Source organism: Mycobacterium parascrofulaceum ATCC BAA-614 (genome assembly GCF_000164135.1).
GTDB classification, from domain to species: domain Bacteria; phylum Actinomycetota; class Actinomycetes; order Mycobacteriales; family Mycobacteriaceae; genus Mycobacterium; species Mycobacterium parascrofulaceum.
Window position 1 is genome coordinate 324,984 of sequence record NZ_GG770555.1, and the last position, 19,997, is coordinate 344,980.

Consider the following 19,997-nt stretch of genomic DNA (forward strand, 5'->3'; position numbering starts at 1 on the left):
TCCTGATCAGTGGGAACAAGCGGCACCGCGAACGGGGCGACGAGAGTTTAATCCTCCCCATGACGACGGAGTCCGAGGTCGACGAAGTTCGCCAGATCGAAGCGCAGGCCGTGCCGACGCGGTTCGCCCGCGGCTGGCACTGCCTGGGCCTTATTCGGGATTTCGGCGACGGCAAGCCGCACGCGATCAATGCCTTCGGGCAAAAGCTTGTTGTCTTCCGCAGCGCGAACGGCGCCATCAGCGTCCTTGACGCATTCTGCCGGCACATGGGCGGTGATCTTTCGCAGGGCGAAGTCAAGGGTGACGAAATCGCCTGCCCGTTCCACGACTGGCGCTGGGGCGGCGACGGGCGGTGCAAGCAGGTGCCCTACAGCCGGCGTACGCCGAAGCTGGCGCGCACTGCGGCGTGGACCACGCTGCAGCAGGACGGGATGTTGTTCGTGTGGAACGACCCGGAGCGCAAACCGCCGCCCGCGGAGGTCACCATCCCGCGCATCGAGGGCGCCACCAGCGACGAGTGGACCGATTGGCACTGGTACACCACCGTCGTGCACAGCAACTGTCGCGAGATCATCGACAACGTGGTGGACATGGCCCACTTCTTCTACATCCACGGCTCGTTGCCGACGTATTTCAAGAACATCTTCGAGGGCCAGGTGGCCACGCAGTACATGAACGGCGGTAGCCGCCCCGACATCGGTAGCCCCGAGGGGTCCACGATGCTGGGCACCACGTCGGTGGCGTCCTACTACGGACCGTCGTTCATGATCGACGACCTGACCTACCACTACACGGACGGCGACGCCAAGACGATCCTGATCAACTGCCACTATCCGATCGACGCGAATTCCTTTGTGCTGCAATATGGCATCATCGTCAAGAAGTCGGACAACCTGCCCGGCGACGAGGCGCTGAAGACCGCGATCGGTCTGGGCGACTTCGTCAAGATCGGTTTCGAGCAGGACGTGCAGATCTGGCGGCACAAGGCGCGCATCGACAACCCGCTCCTCGTCGAGGAGGACGGTCCCGTCTACCAGTTGCGTCGCTGGTATCAACAGTTCTACGTCGACGCCGCCGACATCCAACCGGACATGGTGGACCGCTTCGAGTTCGAGCTCGACACCACCCGACCCTACGAGGCGTGGATGAAAGAAGTCGAGGCCAACATGGCCGCGCAGGGTGCCGGGTCGGCGTGATGGCGCTGGATTCGTCCGTGCGGCACGACAATCGCCTCGACGACATGCCCATGATGCCCATCACGTGCGGTAGCTGCGGAGCGCAGGTGCTGGTCCGCAAGAGCAGCTGGAACCAGACCAGCGTGCAGTGGAACGCCGATGCGACGGGCCGGTGCGTCGAGCGTGCCGAAGCGCAGCGGATTTCCACGCCCGGCGGTCGCGCCGTGTTCCTGGCCTGTTCGGCGTTGCGGGAGTCGATGCTCGAAGCCGTGCGACGTGGCGGTTTGGCCATCGTCGACGAAACTCCTTGACCCTCATTCCGCCGAAAGTTCGCGCAACCAAGTCGACCTGCGGCGGTGCGGCGATCACATCATGCGAGCTGAAAGGCGCTGACGGGCGCCTCATCAGGGTAGGCGGCGGGGCCGCCCAGGTCGTAGCCGGCGTTGAGCGCGCTGATGAATCCCGGGTCGTGTAGCGGTTCGCCGGGAATGTCGAGCTTGATGCCCCGGCCGTTGAGGTCGTCGACCATCATGTCGATGGCCTTCTCGATAGTCAGGTCGTGCGAGCCCTCCATGTTCTTCTTCAGCTCGTCATGGTCGGTGAACACCTCTGCGGACCAGTGCACCAGGAACCGCAGTTGGTCGGTGTGGTGGCGGGCGATCACCTCGTCGCCATTCTTGAGCAGCCACTGATCGCGGTCACCGGGATCACCGGTGAAGACGGTGTCGAAGGACAAGCCGGCCGGAATCTGTTCCTGCAGTGGTCCGTTCGCCTCGCCGCGATGCACCATCATTTCGTTCTGCACCACCACTCCACGGTTGTTGATCGGCGGCAGAACGCGTTTGGGGGCCTTGAGCGGCCCGTCGGGCCAGTAGGTGAATCCGCTCCCGGGGTCGAGGGAGAACCACGTGATCACCTGCGCCATCTTGATCAGGTAGTCGCCGAACAGGCCGGATTTGCCCATCACGCTGGTGAGCCAGGTCGGTGCGTTCTCGTGCCGCACGCCGCGAAAGCTCGGCGAGTCCAGATGTCCCGGGTCGCGGTTGGCGCAGGGCCCGTTGATGTTGAACAGCATCAGCTGTGGTTTGGCGTACCGCGCGTTCCAGTAGCTCTTGGCCATCTGAAGGAACCGCGCGTTGTAGAAGCAGTCGTGCAGTTCCGGGTAGAGCACCGCGCCGTAGTTGGCGAGGTAGCCGCGGAAGGTCGGTGTCAGGAACAGGTCGAGCGACGGGGTGAATCCCTCTGGGAAAAGCCCGCTCATGGTGGCGATCAGCTCATCGGCCGACGCGAAGTGCTGCGCGATGATCAGCCGCCACGGCCCCTCGGTGCGTACCACCTCGAGCAGTCGTTCGCGCTGATCGTCGGTATAGACGTCGTCGACCTCGCGCGGCGGCGCGGCCGGCCGCAGCACGTCGGAAAGCTCCATCCGCCGGTCGTCGCTGAGCATCGGCTGTCTCCTCTTCGCCAGTTCGTTCTTTGATTGTGGGCACCGCGGGTGCGATGCGCGGGGCGTGGCCCGGTCACCGGGACGTCAAAACTCCGACCGGGTGGCCAAACTTGGCGCGCAGTAGCGCGCCGATCTCGGCGATGGCCAGCCGGCCCCGCGCCGTGGCATCGGACCGCATCAAAAATCCGTGGCACATCCCGGGATAACGCGTCGCGGTGGTCTGCACGCCGGCGTCCCGCAGCCGTGCCGCGTACCGCTCACCCCAATCCCGGATCGGGTCGCACTCCGCGGTGGCGACGATCGCCGGCGGGAGGCCGGCGAGCTCGGATGCGTAGGCGGGAACCAGGTATGGGCTGCTGGGCGCGCCCGCATCGCCGTCGACCAGCGAGTGCATGTAGTCGATGTCATCGCGGGTGAGCATCGGGGCGTCCGCCAGGGCGGTGACGGACGGCGCCGCCATGTCGCGATCCAGACCCGGATACAGCAACACCTGCGCGCAGATCGGCGGACCGCCGCGGTCGCGCGCGGCGAGCGCGACGCCGGCCGCCAGCGCGCCACCCGCGCTGTCGCCGATCACGCCGAGCCGCTCCGGGTCGACGCCCAGCCGAGGGGCACTGCGTGACACCCATTCCGTCGCGGTGTACGCGTCGTCGAACTGCGCGGGCGGCGGCCACTCCGGGGCCAGGCGGTAGTCGACCGCGACGACGGTGGCCGCCGACGCCGCGGCCAGCTCACGCGCCAGGGGTTCGAACGAGTGGTTCGACCCCATCACGAGCCCGCCGCCGTGCAGATACACCAGCACGGGTCCGCCACTGTCGGGGTGGGGGCGGTAGACCCGTGCCGGGATGTCGCCCGCGGGACCGGGTATGGCCACTTCCGTGACGCCGGCCATCGCGGCCATCGGCTCGGGCCGGGGCGCGGATTCGAGTGCGGCGCGCACGGCCGCGAGCCCGCGCTGGCGCATCGGTGGGAGGTCACCGAACGAAGCGATGCGGGCGGCGGCATCGGGGTCCAGCCGGGGGATCCCCATGTCAGCGCCGGTCGGCACGGAACCGGCGTTCCGCGCGCAGTACCGGCCGTCGTTGCGTGGCAAGCACTTCGGCGCGCTCGGCCATCGCCGCCCCGACTTCGGGATGCGTGAGCAGGTAGAAACGGCCCTCGGCGGCCTGTTGGAACAGTGTTTCGGCGGCCGCCAGGGGATCCATCGCGTCCGCTTTGATGCCCAGCATGGTCTCGCGGTGCGTCTCGGCGGCGCCGATGTCAGCGCCCTCCGCGGCATCGACACCGCCGGCGGATTCGAAGATGTTTGACACGACCGGCCCCGGCAACACCGCCTGCACCTGTATGTGGTGGTCGTGTCCCGCCAATTGGACCTCGGCGCAGAGGCATTCGGTCATGGCGAGTACGGCGTGCTTGCTCACGATGTAGGGCGTCTGCAACGGCATCGTCACGACGGCGCCGACTGACGCGACGTTCCACACCCACGCCGGCTCGTCGACGGCCATCATTTTCGGCAGAAATGCCCGCACGCCGTGGAAGACTCCGCTGATGTTGACGTCGACGACGCGGCGCCAGTTCGGCACCGGCGTGTCCCACAGATAGCCGAATTGTTCGATGCCCGCGTTGTTCACCAGCAGCCGTGCCCCGCCGAGATCCCGGTAGACCCGGTCCGCGAGCCCCTGCACCGCATCGGGGTCACGGACGTCGCAGAGGATGTCGACGGCCGTGCCGCCGGCCGTGCACAGTTCGTCGCGCAGCGCGGCGATGCCGTCGGCGTCGATGTCGGCGAGCACCACGGTCATGCCCAGCCGGTGGGCGTGCCGTGCCAGACCGGCACCGATCCCGGATCCGGCCCCGGTGATGACGGCGACGCCCCCGCAGAATACGTCGCGGGCGGTCATGACGGGGCGGCGCTGCCGGCATGCAGGTCCGCCAGCAACACCGAGTTGGTCGCGTCGAGCACGACGTCCATCTCGGTGAATTGCAGCCCATTGTCGCCGCGCCGGACGGCGACGTCGACAACCCCGCTGGACACCGCGAACGGCACGAAATTGGCGATCTGGTTGACGAGGATGTAGAACCGCGCGCGGGTGACGTCACCGGCGGCGCCGGTGCGGTGGATGTTGGTGGCGTGGTGACGCAAGGGGTACGGGCTCTGCTCGCGATGCTGGGACAACCACCGGATCACCGCGTCGCGGCCGTTGAGCTCGGGCGACATGAGCTCCTCGAAAGGACTTGCGCCCGAGTCGCTTCGAGTCACGTAGCGCACGTCATGGGTGTATCTCGCCGCCAGCTCGGCGTAGTGGGCCTCGTCGTAGTGGTACCAGAACTCGCCGATGAACTCCTGCAGTTCCGACAGCGTGATGTCGTTGTTCATGGCTCGAATGAAACTCCACTGCGGCCGCCGCGGCACGGCGACTGCCCGATGAGTGGAACACCGTCCGCGTCACTCGGTGACGAGGCTCCACAGGCCCCCGGCGCTCGCGTGCATGGCAGCGTCGGCGACGACGTCGTCCCAGTAGTGCATCGAACCGAACTCCGATCTCCACGCGAGGGCGGCCCTGGTGAATTCATGCAGGCGGTGCTCGCGGGTGGTGCCGATGGCGCCGTGCACTTGGTGGGCGTTTCGCACCACCACCGATGCCGCGTGGCCCGCACACGAACGCGCCGCGGCCACAAGGAATTCCAGGTGCGGGCTCGACCACTTGCCCGTGACGCCGGCCGTCAACGCCGCCTCGGTTGCGGCCCGGGCGAGCGCGGCCTCGGCGGCAACGTCGGAGACCAGGTGCGCAACGCCCTGGAATTTCGACAATGGACGCCCGAACTGGTTTCGGGAGGTCACGTGCTGGATGCAGAGTCGCAGTATTTCGTCCAGGGCGGCACACACCTGGATCGCCCGCACCAACCCCGACTTCAGCCGCAGCTGGCTGACCAGGTCCGGGCCGATGGCCGTTCCCCGCAAGCCGGAGAGTTCGGCGGCCACGGTGTCGCGTGGTTCCCCGATCAGGTTGGTGCCGGGGGTGATGGTGAGCAGCTCGGCGGCGACGTCGGTGACGCGATATTGCCCGCCGGCGCGCCATACGAGGACCACGCGTTCGGCCGTGCTCGCCCATGGCACGTGCGTCGCGACGCCGTGCCCGTCGACCAGGCACACCGTCCGGGGCGCGCGGTCGGCGGCCAGCCCGCCAGCCTCCAGGAGCCAGCAGGCCAGGACGTCGTGCTCCGCCAGGGGGATTCGTATACCGCTGCGCACCGCTGCCGTCATGAGTTCGGCCGCCTCGTACCAGCCGGCCCCGCTGCCGCCGTGCCCGGTCGCGCCGGTGAGGCGCAGCAGACCGAGCTCAGCGAGCTGGTGCCACAGGTCAGAGCCCCGCTCGACGACCGTTGCGCCCGCCAGCTTTTCGCGGTGACCGGCAAAGACGGCGGCCATCATGTCGGCCAGGGCTTGGTCGACGGACGGCCAGGTGCTCACCGCAGCCCCAATCCGCGCGCGATGACCCCGCGCAGCACCTCGTTGGTGCCGCCGCGCAGGGTGAACCCCGGCCGCTGGTCCACGGCGGCACGCACCAACTCCGAGAAGATCCGATCGGGGGAGTCCTGCAGGTTGGCGAACTCTGCGATGTCGCCTTCGGTGGTGGTGCCGAGCACCTTGACCAGTGCGGCGGGGATGTCGGCCGCCTGACGCCGTTCCAGCGCGCCGGCCACCGCGGTGGACATGTGGTGCAGACCGGTGACCCGCGCAACGAGCCGCCCCAACTGCGCGTTGCGGGGAATGGCGTTCGCCGCCATCCGGTCGGCGCACGCGGCCAGCAGGACGAAGGTCGACAGGAATCGCTCGGGCCCGCTGCGTTCGAAACCGAGTTCCGACGTCACCTGCCGCCAACCGGCACCGATTTCGCCGAACACCATGTCGTCGGGGACGAACGCCTCGTCGAGGATCACCTCATTGAAGTGGTGCGCGCCGTTCATGGAGACGATCGGGCGCACGTCGACGCCGGGCCCGCGCAGGTCGACGATGAACTGACTCAGCCCGGCATGCCGGCGCTCCGGATCCAGCGGCGCCGTGCGGGCGAGCACGATGAACGCGTGCGCGAGGTGCGCGCCCGACGTCCAAACCTTGGTGCCGCTCAGCGACCAGCCCCCGTCGACGCGCAGCGCCCTGGTGCGCACACTGGCCAGGTCGGAGCCGGAGTCCGGCTCGCTCATGCCGATGGCGAAAAAGCACTCGCCGCGCACGATCCGCGGCAGGAAAGCCGACTTCTGCGACTCCGTGCCGTATTTCAGCAGTGACGGCGCGATCTGCCGGTCGGCGATCCAGTGCGCGGCGACCGGGGCGCCGGCGGCGAGCAGCTCCTCGGTGACGGCGAACCGCTCCAGGAACGAACGCCCGTGGCCGCCGTATTCGACGGGCACCGTCATCCCCAACCAGCCGCGCGCCGCGAGCGCGGCGGTGAAGTCTTCGTCCCATCCCGTCAGCCAGGCGTCCACCGCCGGGGTGAACGTCCCGGCGGTCAGTTGGTCGTCGAGGAACTGGCGCACCTCGTCGCGCAGCCGCTGCGTCGACAACGGGTCGATCGAGGTTGGGGGGACCAACCGGGAGAACGCCATCACGGTATCTTCCACCCTGGACGTTTTCACCGTTCAGCTGATCCCGGGCCGAACCGCTCGCGCAGCGTGCGTTTGAGCAGCTTGCCGCTGGGGTTCTTGGGCAGGGAATCGACGAGGAAAACCCGCTTGGGTGTCTTGAAGCCGGCCAGGTGCGCGCGGCAGTGGGCGAGTATGTCGTCCTCGGCGAGGCTCACGCCCTCGCGCAGCACCACCGCCGCCACGACGGCTTCGACCCAAACCGGGTGGGCCAGGCCGAATACCGCGACTTCCTCGACGCCGGTGTGCCGGTAGATGACCTCTTCGACCTCCCGGCTGGCGACGTTCTCCCCGCCGGTCTTGATCATGTCCTTCTTGCGGTCCACGACGTGGAGGAGCCCGTTGTCGTCGTAGTGGCCGAGGTCGCCGGAGTGGAACCAGCCTCCCCGGAAGGCTTCGGCCGTTTTCTGTGGGTCGTCCAGGTAGCCGAGCATCAAATGGGGGCTGCGATGGGCGATTTCACCGATCGAGCCGGCGGCCACCGGCTGGCCGTCTTCGCCCAGGATCGCCGTCTCCACGTTAGCAACCGGGCGCCCCGCCGAACCCGCGTGCGCGTCCTGTTCGTCGGGTCCGAGCGCGGAGGCCAGCGGCGCCATTTCGGTCTGGCCGTAGAAGTTCCACAACCTCAGCCGCGGCAGCCGCTCCCGAATCTCGCTGAGGATCTCGACCGGCATCGCCGAGGCGCCGTAGTACCCCTTGCGCAGGCTGGACAGGTCGACGGTGTCGAAGACGGGTGATCGCAGCAGCGAGATCCAGACCGTCGGCGGGGCGAAATAGTTGGTGACGGCGTAGCGCTCGATCGTGCGCAGGACGAGTTCGGGATCCGGCCGCGGCAGGATGATGCTGGTGGCGCCGAGATAGACGTCGGTGACCAGGAAGTTGTCGAGTTGTGCGCAGTGGTAGAGCGGCAGGGAATGGATCTCGACATCGTCGGCCGACTTGTCGCCGGCCAGGATCGTGCTGACGTAGTTCCACATCAGGCTGCGGCTGGTGTGCATGGCGCCCTTGGGCCGGGATTCGGTGCCGCTGGTGTACATCAGGCGCAGCAGTTGGTCGTCGTCGAGGTGGGGGCGTGGGGCGGTCGATGTGGTGCTCAGCCACTCGGCGAAGTCGGACCACCCGGCCGGAGCGGGCTGCCCGGGCGGCAGCAGCGCCGCCGTCGTCGTCACCGATCCACCAAGGCGCATGGCTTGCTCGGCGGTGGCTGCCAAGCCCGCTTCGACGATGAATCCCCTTGCGCCACTGTGGCCGAGGATGTAGGCGACCTCCTCGGCGGTCAGCATGAAGTTGACCGGGACGAGGACCACCCCCACCCGTGCGGTGGCGAATACCAGTGCGGCGTATTGCCAGCAGTTGTGCGACAGGAGCGCCAGCCGATCGCCGGCGCTGAAACCGTTGTCGCCCAAAGCCGCGGCCGCGCGGTCCACCAGGTTCTCGAACTCGGCGAAACTCAGCACGACGTCACCGTCGACCACCGCGGTCTTGTCCGGGTGCCGGCGCGCCGACCGGCGGGGGATATCGCCGAGCGCGTGGCTGCGTGCGCGCGCGGCGGTGACGTCAAGGTCGCCCAATTGCATGCGGGCCACCGTAGGCGCCGGCACTCGACGGCCCGTCGCCGGTGTCCCGCTGAGTAGACAAGGGCCGCCCGATGGCGGGGGTCGGCGGCGATACTCGGCGTCATGGGCACTGGCGCACCCGCGAAAGCCGACCGCACCGGGCGGGCGGATGTCGATTCGGACGAGCTGCGGGCCAATCTGCTTCGGGCCGACCCCGGGGTGCTCGTCGCGGTGCTGGCGCAGCTGACCGGTGACGCCGGGGTGGTCGACCGCTTCGCGCCGAAGATCACCCACGTGCCCGACCCGCCCGAGCAGGCGGGCGCCACCGACCCGGAGACGAGGACGGCGATCGTCGAGGCGGTGGCCACCGCGCTGCGGGCGCCCCGGTCTCCGCACGCCGCCCGTGCCGACGACCCCGACCTCTTCGCGCGCATCGCGCCGGTCGCCCTCGGCGGAACGATCGATCGTGAGTACATCCCGCTGCTGTTGGAACAGGGCGGATTCCAGCCGCCACAGCCGGTGCTGCCACGCACCGCGAAACTCCCCGACGACTTCCGGGTGGCGATCATCGGCGCCGGCATCGCGGGATTGACCGCCGCGTTGGAATTGGCCGACGCCGGCGTGGAATACCAGATCTTCGACCGGCACGACGAGGTCGGCGGCACCTGGTACACGACCACCTATCCCGGCATCGGCGTGGACACCCCCTCGGCGTACTACTCGCTGTCGCGTGACATCAACGGCGACTGGTCCAGCTATTACCCGTTGGGGCCGGAGTATCAGTCCTATCTGGAGTCGGTGGCCGACAAGTACGAACTGCGGCGGCGCACCCGCTTCGGTACCGAAGTGGAAGCCCTTTGGTGGGACGACGAGCGTCAGCAGTGGCAGATCCACGCGCTGGGGCCCGACGGTGCCCGTGAGGTCGGCTACGCCGATGTGGTGATCCCCGCCGCCGGCTACCTCAATCGGCCACGGTGGCCGCGACTGAAGGGAAGGGGGACTTTCGCGGGAGTCGAAGTCCATTCCGCGCAGTGGGATCCCGGTCTGGATTTGACCGGCAAGCGGGTTGCCGTCATCGGTGCGGGCTGCACCGCGGTGCAGATCGTCGACGCGTGCGTCGATGAGGTGTCGCACCTGACGGTGTTCCAGCGCCAGCCGCACTGGGTGGCGCCGCGGCGGCGGCTCACCGATGACGTGCCCGACCATCAGCGCTGGCTGGGCACCCGGCTGCCTTTCTACGCCAACTGGATTCGGCTCAAATCCTATTGGGGAACCGCCGACAACAACTATCCCGTCATCGTGTATGACCCCGAATGGGCGGCCGGCCATCTGTCCATTCCGCGGGCCAACGACGCGCTGCTGCAGATGTGCCTGAAGTACATCGACGACGTCTTCGGCGCCGGCAGCGAACTGGCGCACAAGGTCACGCCGGACTTCGCGCCCTACGGCAAGCGGATTATCCGCGATCCCGGCGGATACTATGCGGCGCTGGCCCGCGAGCACGTCGACGTCGAAGCCAGCGAGCCGGCCGAAGTCAACGAGGCGGGCATCGTGACGGCCGACGGCCGGCAGATCGACTTGGACGTCATCGTCTACGCGACCGGTTACCATCTGGATTTCCTGTCCACCGTGGACATTCGGGGGCGAGGCGGCAAGAAGCTGGCCGACGAGTGGGGCGACCGGCCGCGGGCTTACCGCGGTGGGACCGTCCCCGGGTTCCCCAACCTGTTCATCTCGTCGGCGCCCAATTACAGCCCGGGACACGGCGCGGGCCACAATTTCGGCGTCGAGGTGATGGTGCACTACGTCATGGAATGCCTCCAGCTCATGGCACTGCGAGCGGCGTCGACGATCGAAGTGAAGCAGCGCGCTTATGACGACTACGTCGCCGACATCGACGCGACGATGCAGGGCACGGTGTGGTGCCACACCCCGTCCGCGCACACGTACTACCGTTCGGGCGGCGGGCGGATCGTGACGGCCTTCCCATATCGGCTGCTCGACGTGTGGCGTGATCACCGTGCACCGGTTGAGGACGATTTCGAGTTGCGATGAGCGAGTTGCTCTCCGGCAAAACGGCTTTGGTCACCGGCAGTAGCCGCGGGATCGGCCGGGCGATCGCCCAGCGTCTGGCCGCGGCAGGCGCCACCGTGGCGGTCACGGCCCGTTCGCACGCCGCGTCGTGGTCCGTCCGCGGTGGGGCGGCTACGACGCTTCCCGGCACCGTCGGCGAGACGGTCGAGTTGATCGAGGCCGCCGGCGGGAAGGCATTCGCCGTCGCGGCCGATCTCGAGGATGCCGCGCAGCGCGACGGGCTGATCGACGCGGTGCTCGACCGCGCCGGCCGCATCGACATCCTGGTCAACAACGCCGGTTTCGCGGACTATGCCCCGGTGGAGGACATGAGTCTGGAAACGTTCGACCGCACGGTGGAGCACTACCTGCGCACGCCGTTCGTCTTAACGAAAGCGTCTGTGCCGCAGATGCGCAAGCAGGGCGCAGGCTGGATCGTCAACATCGGCTCGGTGACCGGCGTCGCCCCGGTGCGACCGTATCGCGACTACAACAAGACCTCGGGCGACGTGATCTACGCGTCATGCAAGGCCGCGCTGCATCGCTTCACCCAGGGCGTCGCCGCCGAATTGCTCGATGCCAACATCGCGGTGAACTGCGTCGGCCCCTCGACGGCCGTTCGCACGCCCGGTGCGGCCCGGCTCATTCCGGATGGGTTCCCGACCGAGCCGGTGGAATACCTGGCCGAGACAGTCCTGGCGATGTGCCACCTGCCCGCCGCCGAGCGCACCGGACTGGTCGCGTTCAGCCTGCACTTTCCGTGGTCGCAGCAACTGCCCGTGCACAGCCTGGATGGAACCGCGGTGCTGCCGTCGCTGCCGCCACCGTCGACGGCCAACCCGAACATCCGGGCCGCGGGGCTCTAGCCCGCCGCCTCGTCCGTCAGGCGAGAACCGGGTCGTGGGAGTCGCAGAAGCTGTGGCAGACGCGGTCGTGGACGATGACGTCGGGACACTCGGGGTCGAACCAGCGGTCCACGACGGCCCAGTGGATCGGATGCATCAAATACGGCCCCAACAGCCCGTCGACGTCGGAGAACTCTTGCTCGAACACGTGGGTCCAGGCGGAGGTTCCGACGCCCTCGGACGCCCGGCTCAATTGCCATGCGCGGATGGACGACACATAGCGCGGCATTGACGACAGTTCGCGCTCGAAGCGGGCGACGATCGCGGCCGGGGTGCCGGAGGCCACCCGAAGTAACAGTGCCCGATACACCGTGCCCGGGGTTTGGCTGGGGCGAACGGGCCTGCCCCGATAGTTCGCGCCGTTGACCCGGGTGACGGAGCGGTCGGTGAGAAGCGGGGCGAACCGCCTCAGGGCGAGACGGGCCCGCGCCTCGGCATCGAACCTCAGGTGCAGCAAGATGTCTCCGCCGTTGCGCGCCCCCGGCAACGTCGGCTGCACCACCGAGCGCGACGCTTGGGCGTCGCGGGCGGCCGCCCGTAACGCGGTGAGCATCCGGTCGCGCTCGTCCTCGACGACGTCTAACAACCTGGTGACGCTAAACATCGCAAAGCCGGTCCACATCCTCGGCGGCCGCGGCGAACGATCGGGACCGCTCCTGCACGAGTTCGGCTATGGTGCACCACCATTCGCCGACGTCCGGGTCCGGCCTGCCCTTCCACGTCATCTCCCACCACGCCCGCACGTCGGGCAGCGTCCAGGTGATGGTCACGGTGTTGGTTTCGTCATCGAACCAGATCGGCGGGCTGACCAGAACATCGCGCAACGTCATCCCGCGCCGCCGTGCGCCGGGGGCGTACTCGGCGAGGTAGGCGTCGACGAACCGCCGAGCGCAACCGGGCCGGGTCACCACCCGGTCGATCACGAAGACGTGGCCGCCCGCCATGTGCGGGCGCTCACGCGTACTGGAGGGCGGGCCGCGTCGCCGGACCCGCCGGCCGCAGCGGGCGCAGCGGCTGCAGGGTCGGAGCGACGCGCTGCGGGCCGTCCTCGACGTTGCGCCAGATGCCCATCGCGGTCATGCGCACCGGGGCCGTCAGGCGCTGGTCGAACCTCATGCGGTTCATCGGACCGCACACCGACACCGCGGCCACCGCCTCACCCGGCCCGCCGATCGGCGCTGCCACGCAACCGAATCCGAGCAGTGACTCCTCGCGTTCGAACGCGACGCCATGGGCCCGCACCTTGGCCAACTCGACGGCCAGCTGGGTGTCGCTGGAAATCGAGTACCTGGTCTTCCGGACACCCAGATCGAGCTCGGCATCCGCATCGCGATAGGCGAGGATCGCCTTGCCGACTGCGGTGCAATGGGCGGGCTGGCGAGCGCCCACGCGGGTGGGGATTCTCTGGTCGCCGATCTTGTCCAGGTACACCACGTCCGGGCCGTCGAGCACGGCCAGGTGCACGACAAGGCCGGTGGCGCGGTGCAATTCACCCAGCAGCGGGCCGGCCGCCCGCACCAGCCGGTCCTGATGCACGGCGAGCGATCCGAGTTCGACGAGGCGCATGCCCAACTCGTAGTCGCGGCCGCTGCGGCGCAGCCAGCGCAGCTGCACCAGGCGTTCGAGCATCCGATGCGCCGACGACCGGGGCAGGCCGGTGCGTCTGACGATCTGCGCCAGGGTAAGCCGCCCCGGACCCTCGAAGGCGTCGAGAACCAGCGATATGCGGTCGATGACGGCCGTGGGGGTGGCGGGTTCAGCGATACCTGACATCGATCCTCCAAGTGTACCCGACCGATATATTCCTATTAGGAATATATTCCTAGCACACCGGTGTGGCGGTTGTCACGCATGGGGAACCCGGGAAGTCGGGGATCTTTGCGGCAGCGTGGTTGCGGCGGCGAAGGATGCGGCTGGGCTCAGCCCTTGGCCGCGGACCGGCCGGCGCGCCGTCCGTAGAAGCTGCCGTCGCCGAGCGAGATGCCGCTGGCGTAGCCCCAGGCGGCGAGCCCGGCGGTGCAGCGGCCGGCGGCGAAGAGGCCGGGGATGGGTTCGCCGCTGACGTGGAGCACCTCGGCGTCGAGCGTGGTGGCCAGGCCGCCCAGGGTGAAACCGCCGGTGTTCTCCCGCAAGTCGATGGCGCCGACCGGGGAACCGATGGGCTTCAACCATTCCGGCTTCTTGTGCAGCAGCGGGTCCTCGCCGCGGGCGGCGCCCGCGTTGTAGGCGGCGACGGTCGCCTGCAGGCATCCCGGCGCCAGGCCCATCTCGCGTTCCAGGTCGGCGACGCTGTCGGCCACCCAGGTCGCCTCTCGCAGCATGAATTTCGGCGACCACGACGCCTTCGCCTCTTGCTGGGCGTCGTCGTCGATGATCAGGAAGGCGGTGTTGTCCTGCTGGTAGAGCGTGAGCTGGCCGACGCGGCCGGGGTAGGTGTCCTCGGCGACGTAGCGCTGGCCGCGGCCGTTGACCAGGATGCCGCGCACCAGCTGCTGGGGGTCGATGAAGATGGCGACCTCGGTGGCGTCCATGTGGGCCAGATCGGCGCCCAGCGCCTGGGCCATGCGGATCGCCTGCCCGTCGTGCTGCTCGATGGAGGCGGCGGGGCGGCCCGCGATGCGCGGGGCGTAGCGGGTGACCATCGCCTCGTTGTAGGCGAAGCTGCCCATGGCCAGCACGACCCCGCGCCGCGCGCGGACGTTGATCTCGTTGCCGTACTGGCGCGCGCGGATCCCGACCACCCTGCCGTCGGCTTCGACGATGAGACGTTGCACCCGCACGTCGTAAAGTGCGCGCGCACCGGCGGCGGTGGCGGTCTCGACGAGCGGCTTCATCAGCATGTAGCCCGCGCTGGCTTCGCCCTGCTTCTTGTTCGACATCTGCGGGACGTGCCCGCGAGGGGCGGGGGAGGCGATCGTGTTGAACGGATAGGCGTTTTCCCCGCCGCTGTACATCAGGCCCTGGTCACCCATCGGCTCCCAGCCGGGTTCGGAGAAGAACTCCGCCTTGAACGGCACGCCGCAGCCGACCAGCCAGTCGAAGTGGGCGACGCTGCCGGCGCAGTAGTCGGCGATCCGGTTCTCGTCGGCGCCGGGCCCCATCGCGACGTTCAGGAAGGCCGCCATGTTGTCGACGGAATCGTTGAAGCCGCAAGCCTTTTGCAGGGGCGTGCCGCCGCCGAGGTAGATGAACCCGCCGGCCATCGCCGCCGCCCCGCCCCAGGACCCGGTGCGTTCGGTCACCAGCACGTCGGCGCCGGAGCGCGCCGCCTCCACCGCCGCGGCGGCGCCTGCCACCCCGTAGCCGGCGATGACCACGTCGGCCTCGTCGTCCCACGACGGGATCGACGCGGCCGGGACCGGCGTGACCTCGGTATCCGGCGTCATAGCCGCATGGCCGCGGGCATTTCGCCGATCCACTGGTGGCCCCAGTAGCTGTCGGCGGTGATTTCCTCTGCGGTGTAATACGTTTCGTCGACCCGCATGCCGTCGGTGCCGAACTCGATGTCCCAGTCCCCGGGCGCGCGGACGTAGAACGACACCATCTTGTCGTTGGTGTGCCGGCCCAGCGTGGAGGACAGCTGGAAGCCCTCGGCGTTCACCCGGTCCAGCGCCTGGCCGACGACGTCGAGGCTGTCGACCTCCACCATGATGTGCACCAGGCGCGGGTCGCGCTGGTGTGCGGCCGGCACGATCGCCAGGCTGTGGTGGCGTTCGTTGATGCCCAGGAACCGGACCCGCACGGGCCCGAACTCTTTGGGCAAGGGCACCCGGAACGCCCCGCGGGAGCGGAACCCCAGCACCTCGGTGTAGAAGTCGAACAGCCCGTTAGGGTCCATCGCCGGCACCACCACGTGGCCCATACCCTGGTCGCCGGTGACGAATTTCGCGCCGAACGGGGTGACGACGGGGCTGTGGTCGAGCACCGCACCATGGAAGACCTCGAGCGTGGTGCCGGCCGGGTCCTCGAAGGTGATCACCTCTTCCACGCGGCGGGCCTCGGCCTCCTCGGTGGACAGTTGCTTGAACGGGGTACCGGCGCCCTCGAGGGCGGCCTTGACCCGGTGCAGCGCCGGGCGGTCACGCACCTCCCAGCCGACCGTCAGCACCCGGTCGGTCGCACCGGGCACCACGATGAGCCGGGCCGCGCGCTCGTCCATCCGCAGATACAGCGCGCCCGGGTCCGGACCCTTACCCTCGGCGAAACCCAGGACGCCGAAGGCGAATTGCCGCCAGCGGTCGATGTCGTTCGTCGAAATGGTGATGTAGCCCAGGCTTTTCAGGTCGGTCAACGTGCTCTCCTAGATCAAAGCCCGCAGCGGGCCCTCGGGCGGATCGATACCGAGCGAACTCAGCGCCGACGCGTGATAGGTGGTGCCCGGCATGTGAATGGCGTGCAGCTGGCCGACATGCACGTCGCGCCAATACCGTTGCAGCGGCTTGTCCATCCGGGCCGCGTTGCCGCCCGAGCGGGCGAAGATCTCGTCGACCGCCGCCACCGCGCGCCACACCGCGCGGATCTGGGTGCGCCGGCCGGCCGCGCGGTCGGCGAACGACACCTCCTTGCCGGCGGCGACCATGTCGTAGATGCGGTCGGCGTTGGCCAGCAGTTCCTGGCGGGCGGCGTTGATGTCGGCGGCGGCCTCCCCGACGGCGAACATGACGTAGGGATCGTCCTTGATCGCGGTACCGGTGGCGCCGACGCGCTCGCGCTGGTAGTCCAGGTGCGCGGCCAGCGCCCCCTCGGCGATGCCGATCGTGGCCGCCGAGATGCCCAGCGGAAACATCGTCGACCACGGCATCAAATAGAGCGGCTCGGTCATGCCGGCCTCGCGCTGGGCGGTGCCGTCCATCACCTTCGTGGCGTCCATCGTCCGGTAGGACGGGACGAACGCATCCTTGACGATGACGTCCTTGGAGCCGGTCCCGCGCAGCCCCACCACATCCCACGAGTCCTCGACGATCTCGTAGTCCTTGCGCGGCAGGATCATGTGCAGCATCTGCGGCGGCATGATCGGAATGCCCTTGTCGTCGCCGAGCATCGCGCCCAGGATGATCCAGTCGCAGTGGTCGGTGCCCGAGCTGAACTGCCAGCGGCCGTTGAAGACGTAGCCACCGTCGACCGGCTTCGCCACCCCCTGCGGTGCGTACGGCGAGGCCATCCAGGTGTCGACGTCGTCGGCCCAGATCTCGGCGGCGACCTTGGGGTCCGCGTACGCCAACTGGTAGGGGTGCACGCCGACCACGCCGACGATCCAGCCGGCCGCCGGGTCCAGCGCCGCGGTCGCCATCGTCGTCTCGGCGAACTCGCGGGGGTGGGCCTCGAAGCCCTGGTATTGCTTGGTCTGCAGGAGCCGGATCAGGCCGGCGCCCTTCATCAGCTTGACGGTGTCGTCGGTGAGCCGGCCGATCCGCTCGGCCTCCGGGGCCTGGTCGCGCAACTGGTCCGCCATCGCCACGACCCGGTCGAGTACCCGTTCGCTCATGTTGGTGTCCTTACGTCTGGGGGCTTAGTAATGGTCTACCGCAGTTGGTGCCTCAGCCGAAGCCGTTCCCGATGAGCGGAAGCAAAAGCGGTCAGAATCGAATGCCCAAGCCGGGATCGCGGGCCGGGCCCGGCCCGCCGGGATCGGGCCATTCGGCCGGGTGGCTCGCGTGCCCGGTGGCCGGGACAACGTCATCGCACCGTCCGGTGACCGGGAACGGGCCCCGGCGGTTGTGGCGGCAGGACATACCGTCCGTGCCTGTGAGTAGCGCGGAGCTGGTCGACGTTGCCGTGGTCGGCGCCGGGTTCGCCGGTCTCTACGCCCTGCACAAGCTGCGCAGTCAGGGACTGTCCGTGCGGGTCCTGGAGGCGGCGCCGGAGCTGGGCGGCACCTGGTACTACAACCGATACCCGGGGGCGCGCTGTGACGTCGAAAGCGTCGATTATTGCTATTCATTCTCCGAGGAACTGCAGCAAGAGTGGAACTGGACCGAGAAGTACGCCACCCAGGCGGAGATCCTGGCTTACCTGAACTGGGTGGCCGACAAACTCGACCTGCGCCGCGACATCACCTTCCGCACCCGCGTCGTGTCCGCGGCGCTGGACGAAGCCACGCTGCGCTGGGTGGTTACCACCGCCGTGGGCGACGTGCTGTCCGCCCGATTTTGCCTGCTGGCGACGGGCCCGCTGTCGGCGGCTTTGCGGCCGAACTTTCGCGGCCTCGATTCGTTCGCCGGTGAGATCTACCACACCGCCGCGTGGCCGCCGCATCCCGTCGACTTCGCGGGCAAGCGGGTCGCCGTCATCGGCACCGGTTCGTCTGGCATTCAATCGATTCCGATCATCGCCGAACACGCCAAGCATCTCTTCGTCTTCCAGCGCACGCCCAACTACAGCGTCCCGGCCGGCAACAAGCCGTTGAGCGAACGGGAACTCGACGAGATCAAGGCGGACTACGCCGAACGGCGGCGGCTCTCGTGGCGCAGCGGCGGAGGATCACCCCACATCACGGCGCCGAAGCCGACGATGGAGTTCACGCCGGAGGAACGCCGGGCGGCGTTCGAAAAGCGTTGGCAGCTGGGCGGTGTGCTGTTCTCGAAGACGTTCCCCGACCAGATGACCGACTTGGCGGCCAACGACGAGGCCCGGAAGTTCTACGAGGAGAAGGTGCGTGCGGTCATCGACGACCCCGCGCTGGCCGACCTGCTCATTCCCAAGGATCACCCGATCGGCACGAAACGGATCTGCACCGACAGCAACTACTTCAGCACCTTCAACCGGTCGAACGTGTCGCTGATCAGCGTGCGCGACACACCGATCGACTCCGTGGACAGCGGTGGGATCAGAACCGCCGGTGCGCACTACGACGTCGACATGATCGTGCTGGCAACCGGTTTCGACGCCCTCACCGGCGCGTTGGCCAAGATCGACGTCATCGGGCGCGGCGCCCGTCGGTTGCAAGACGACTGGGCACAGGGGCCGCGCACCTACCTAGGGCTGAGCGTCGACGGATTTCCCAACCTGTTCCTGATCTCCGGTCCCGGGGCGCCCGCGGTGCTGGCGAACATGGTGCTGCATGCCGAGGCGCAGGTGAATTGGATCGCCGCGGCCATCGCTCACCTCGATGACCGCGGGTTGTCCGCGATCGAAGCGACCCGCGACGCCGTCGACGGCTGGGGAGCCGAATGCGCCCGACGTGCCGAGGCCACGTTGTTCACCAAGGCGGAGTCCTGGTACATGGGCGCCAACGTGCCGGGAAAACCAAGGGGATTCATGCTGTTCGTCGGCGGCTTCGCGACGTACAACGACATCTGCGACGAGGTGGCCGGGGCCGGCTACCCGGGCTTCGATCTGGTCGGGATGCCGCGATGAAGAGATTGCTGGGCAGGGTAGTGCTGGTCACCGGCGCCGCCAGGGGCACGGGCCGGGTGCATTGTCAGCGCTTCGCCGACGAAGGCGCAGACGTGGTCGCGCTCGATGCCGCAACGGCGAGTGACGAGTTGCCCGACACCGCAAGGGATGTCGAAAGCCGCGGCCGACGCTGCGTGACGGGCGTTGCCGACGTGAGTGACTTGCAGGCGGTGACGGGTGCCGTGGCTGACGGCGTCACTGCGCTGGGGCGCCTCGACGTCGTCGTCGCGAACGCAGGAATCCACATTGCGGGCGGACGGACATGGGAACTCGACCCCCGGGACTGGCATCGCACGCTCGACATCAACCTGACCGGCGTGTGGCACACGGTCAAGGCCGGGGTACCGCACCTGGGTGAGGGGGGCGCCATCGTGATCATCAGTTCGACCAATGGTCTTCGCGGGACCCCCAATTCCGCGCATTACACCGCGAGCAAGCATGCGGTCGTGGGGCTGGCGCGCACCCTCGCGAACGAGCTCGGGCCTTCCGGCATCCGGGTCAACACCGTCCATCCCGGGGCGGTCGCGACCCCGATGGTGCTCAACGAGAGGACGTTTCGACGTCTACGGCCGGACCTCGAGAACCCGACCGCCGCGGACGCCGCGGAAGTGCTGCGGGCGCGCAACCTGCTGCCGGTGCCTTGGGTGGAGCCCGTCGACGTTGCCAACGCGGTGGTGTTCCTGGCCTCCGAGGAGGCCCGCTACATCACGGGCACCCAGCTCGTCGTCGATGCCGGCCTTACCCAGAAGGCGACATGAGCGGGCGACCGGAAGGCGTGTTCATCGCTCCGCGCGGTGACCGT

Annotated in this window: 19 protein-coding genes; 6 read left to right on the top strand and 13 right to left on the bottom strand. The window is 68.4% G+C overall.

Translation table 11 applies throughout. The features are described from left to right. The first annotated feature begins 59 nt into the window (after positions 1-59). Both HMPREF0591_RS17050 and HMPREF0591_RS17055 read left to right on the top strand, forming a co-directional pair. Positions 60-1,196 carry a 3-ketosteroid-9-alpha-monooxygenase, oxygenase component gene (locus HMPREF0591_RS17050; RefSeq protein ID WP_040623000.1) on the top strand — a complete coding sequence of 379 codons (1,137 nt, stop codon included), beginning with the start codon at positions 60-62 and terminating at the stop codon, positions 1,194-1,196. Beyond that, entirely contained in the window at positions 1,196-1,486 is a 291-nt protein-coding gene (locus HMPREF0591_RS17055; RefSeq protein WP_007169863.1) for a hypothetical protein, read from the top strand. The genes HMPREF0591_RS17050 and HMPREF0591_RS17055 overlap by 1 nt, the downstream gene beginning before the upstream one ends. Before the next feature lie 59 nt (positions 1,487-1,545). Here HMPREF0591_RS17055 and HMPREF0591_RS17060 read toward each other — a convergent pair whose 3' ends face one another. The 7 genes from HMPREF0591_RS17060 to HMPREF0591_RS17090 all read right to left on the bottom strand — a co-directional run bounded on the left by HMPREF0591_RS17060 (position 1,546) and on the right by HMPREF0591_RS17090 (position 8,843). Further along, a complete protein-coding gene (locus HMPREF0591_RS17060; RefSeq protein WP_007169864.1) occupies positions 1,546-2,622 on the bottom strand; it encodes a hypothetical protein in 1,077 nt (358 codons plus the stop codon). A gap of 73 nt (positions 2,623-2,695) precedes the next feature. Next, positions 2,696-3,652: an alpha/beta hydrolase gene (locus tag HMPREF0591_RS17065; RefSeq protein ID WP_040623276.1), complete on the bottom strand. Its 957-nt coding sequence runs from the start codon at positions 3,650-3,652 to the stop codon at positions 2,696-2,698. Between the two features lies 1 nt (position 3,653). Next, positions 3,654-4,523, bottom strand: a complete 870-nt coding sequence (locus tag HMPREF0591_RS17070) for an SDR family NAD(P)-dependent oxidoreductase (RefSeq protein WP_007169866.1) — start codon at positions 4,521-4,523, stop codon at positions 3,654-3,656. Then, positions 4,520-4,999 (bottom strand): nuclear transport factor 2 family protein, encoded by a 480-nt coding sequence (locus HMPREF0591_RS17075; RefSeq protein WP_007169867.1) that lies wholly within the window; start codon positions 4,997-4,999, stop codon positions 4,520-4,522. Before HMPREF0591_RS17075 ends, HMPREF0591_RS17070 begins: the two co-directional genes overlap by 4 nt. Positions 5,000-5,068: 69 nt before the next feature. Next, positions 5,069-6,094: an acyl-CoA dehydrogenase family protein gene (locus HMPREF0591_RS17080; protein WP_007169868.1), complete on the bottom strand. Its 1,026-nt coding sequence runs from the start codon at positions 6,092-6,094 to the stop codon at positions 5,069-5,071. After that, positions 6,091-7,230 (bottom strand): acyl-CoA dehydrogenase family protein, encoded by a 1,140-nt coding sequence (locus HMPREF0591_RS17085; RefSeq protein WP_040623280.1) that lies wholly within the window; start codon positions 7,228-7,230, stop codon positions 6,091-6,093. Before HMPREF0591_RS17085 ends, HMPREF0591_RS17080 begins: the two co-directional genes overlap by 4 nt. Before the next feature lie 26 nt (positions 7,231-7,256). Next, complete coding sequence (locus HMPREF0591_RS17090; protein WP_007169870.1) at positions 7,257-8,843, bottom strand: acyl-CoA synthetase; 1,587 nt, start codon at positions 8,841-8,843, stop codon at positions 7,257-7,259. 102 nt (positions 8,844-8,945) lie between these two features. Between HMPREF0591_RS17090 and HMPREF0591_RS17095 the strand changes: the two genes are divergently transcribed. Together HMPREF0591_RS17095 and HMPREF0591_RS17100 are read left to right on the top strand one after the other, a co-directional pair. Beyond that, positions 8,946-10,877 (top strand): flavin-containing monooxygenase, encoded by a 1,932-nt coding sequence (locus tag HMPREF0591_RS17095; protein WP_007169871.1) that lies wholly within the window; start codon positions 8,946-8,948, stop codon positions 10,875-10,877. Further along, positions 10,874-11,761 (top strand): SDR family NAD(P)-dependent oxidoreductase, encoded by an 888-nt coding sequence (locus HMPREF0591_RS17100; RefSeq protein WP_007169872.1) that lies wholly within the window; start codon positions 10,874-10,876, stop codon positions 11,759-11,761. Before HMPREF0591_RS17095 ends, HMPREF0591_RS17100 begins: the two co-directional genes overlap by 4 nt. A gap of 16 nt (positions 11,762-11,777) precedes the next feature. Here the strand turns inward: HMPREF0591_RS17100 and HMPREF0591_RS33960 are convergent, their stop codons facing one another. The 6 genes from HMPREF0591_RS33960 to HMPREF0591_RS17130 all read right to left on the bottom strand — a co-directional run bounded on the left by HMPREF0591_RS33960 (position 11,778) and on the right by HMPREF0591_RS17130 (position 17,285). Continuing rightward, complete coding sequence (locus HMPREF0591_RS33960; RefSeq protein ID WP_007169873.1) at positions 11,778-12,404, bottom strand: Dabb family protein; 627 nt, start codon at positions 12,402-12,404, stop codon at positions 11,778-11,780. Continuing rightward, on the bottom strand, positions 12,397-12,744 hold the full coding sequence (locus tag HMPREF0591_RS33965) for a hypothetical protein (RefSeq protein WP_007169874.1): 348 nt from the start codon (positions 12,742-12,744) through the stop codon (positions 12,397-12,399). Before HMPREF0591_RS33965 ends, HMPREF0591_RS33960 begins: the two co-directional genes overlap by 8 nt. 10 nt (positions 12,745-12,754) lie before the next feature. After that, positions 12,755-13,564 carry an IclR family transcriptional regulator gene (locus HMPREF0591_RS17115; RefSeq protein ID WP_085981677.1) on the bottom strand — a complete coding sequence of 270 codons (810 nt, stop codon included), beginning with the start codon at positions 13,562-13,564 and terminating at the stop codon, positions 12,755-12,757. A gap of 155 nt (positions 13,565-13,719) precedes the next feature. After that, positions 13,720-15,186 (bottom strand): FAD-dependent oxidoreductase, encoded by a 1,467-nt coding sequence (locus HMPREF0591_RS17120; RefSeq protein ID WP_007169876.1) that lies wholly within the window; start codon positions 15,184-15,186, stop codon positions 13,720-13,722. Further along, a complete protein-coding gene (bphC, locus tag HMPREF0591_RS17125) occupies positions 15,183-16,091 on the bottom strand; it encodes a biphenyl-2,3-diol 1,2-dioxygenase (RefSeq protein ID WP_007169877.1) in 909 nt (302 codons plus the stop codon). The genes HMPREF0591_RS17120 and bphC overlap by 4 nt, the downstream gene beginning before the upstream one ends. A gap of 9 nt (positions 16,092-16,100) precedes the next feature. Then, positions 16,101-17,285, bottom strand: a complete 1,185-nt coding sequence (locus HMPREF0591_RS17130) for an acyl-CoA dehydrogenase family protein (protein ID WP_007169878.1) — start codon at positions 17,283-17,285, stop codon at positions 16,101-16,103. A 254-nt stretch (positions 17,286-17,539) separates the two neighbouring features. Here HMPREF0591_RS17130 and HMPREF0591_RS17135 point away from each other — a divergent pair, with 254 nt between their 5' ends. Both HMPREF0591_RS17135 and HMPREF0591_RS17140 read left to right on the top strand, forming a co-directional pair. After that, on the top strand, positions 17,540-19,156 hold the full coding sequence (locus HMPREF0591_RS17135) for a flavin-containing monooxygenase (RefSeq protein ID WP_050790079.1): 1,617 nt from the start codon (positions 17,540-17,542) through the stop codon (positions 19,154-19,156). Next, complete coding sequence (locus HMPREF0591_RS17140) at positions 19,153-19,953, top strand: mycofactocin-coupled SDR family oxidoreductase (protein ID WP_007169881.1); 801 nt, start codon at positions 19,153-19,155, stop codon at positions 19,951-19,953. The genes HMPREF0591_RS17135 and HMPREF0591_RS17140 overlap by 4 nt, the downstream gene beginning before the upstream one ends. The last annotated feature ends 44 nt before the right edge of the window (positions 19,954-19,997 follow it).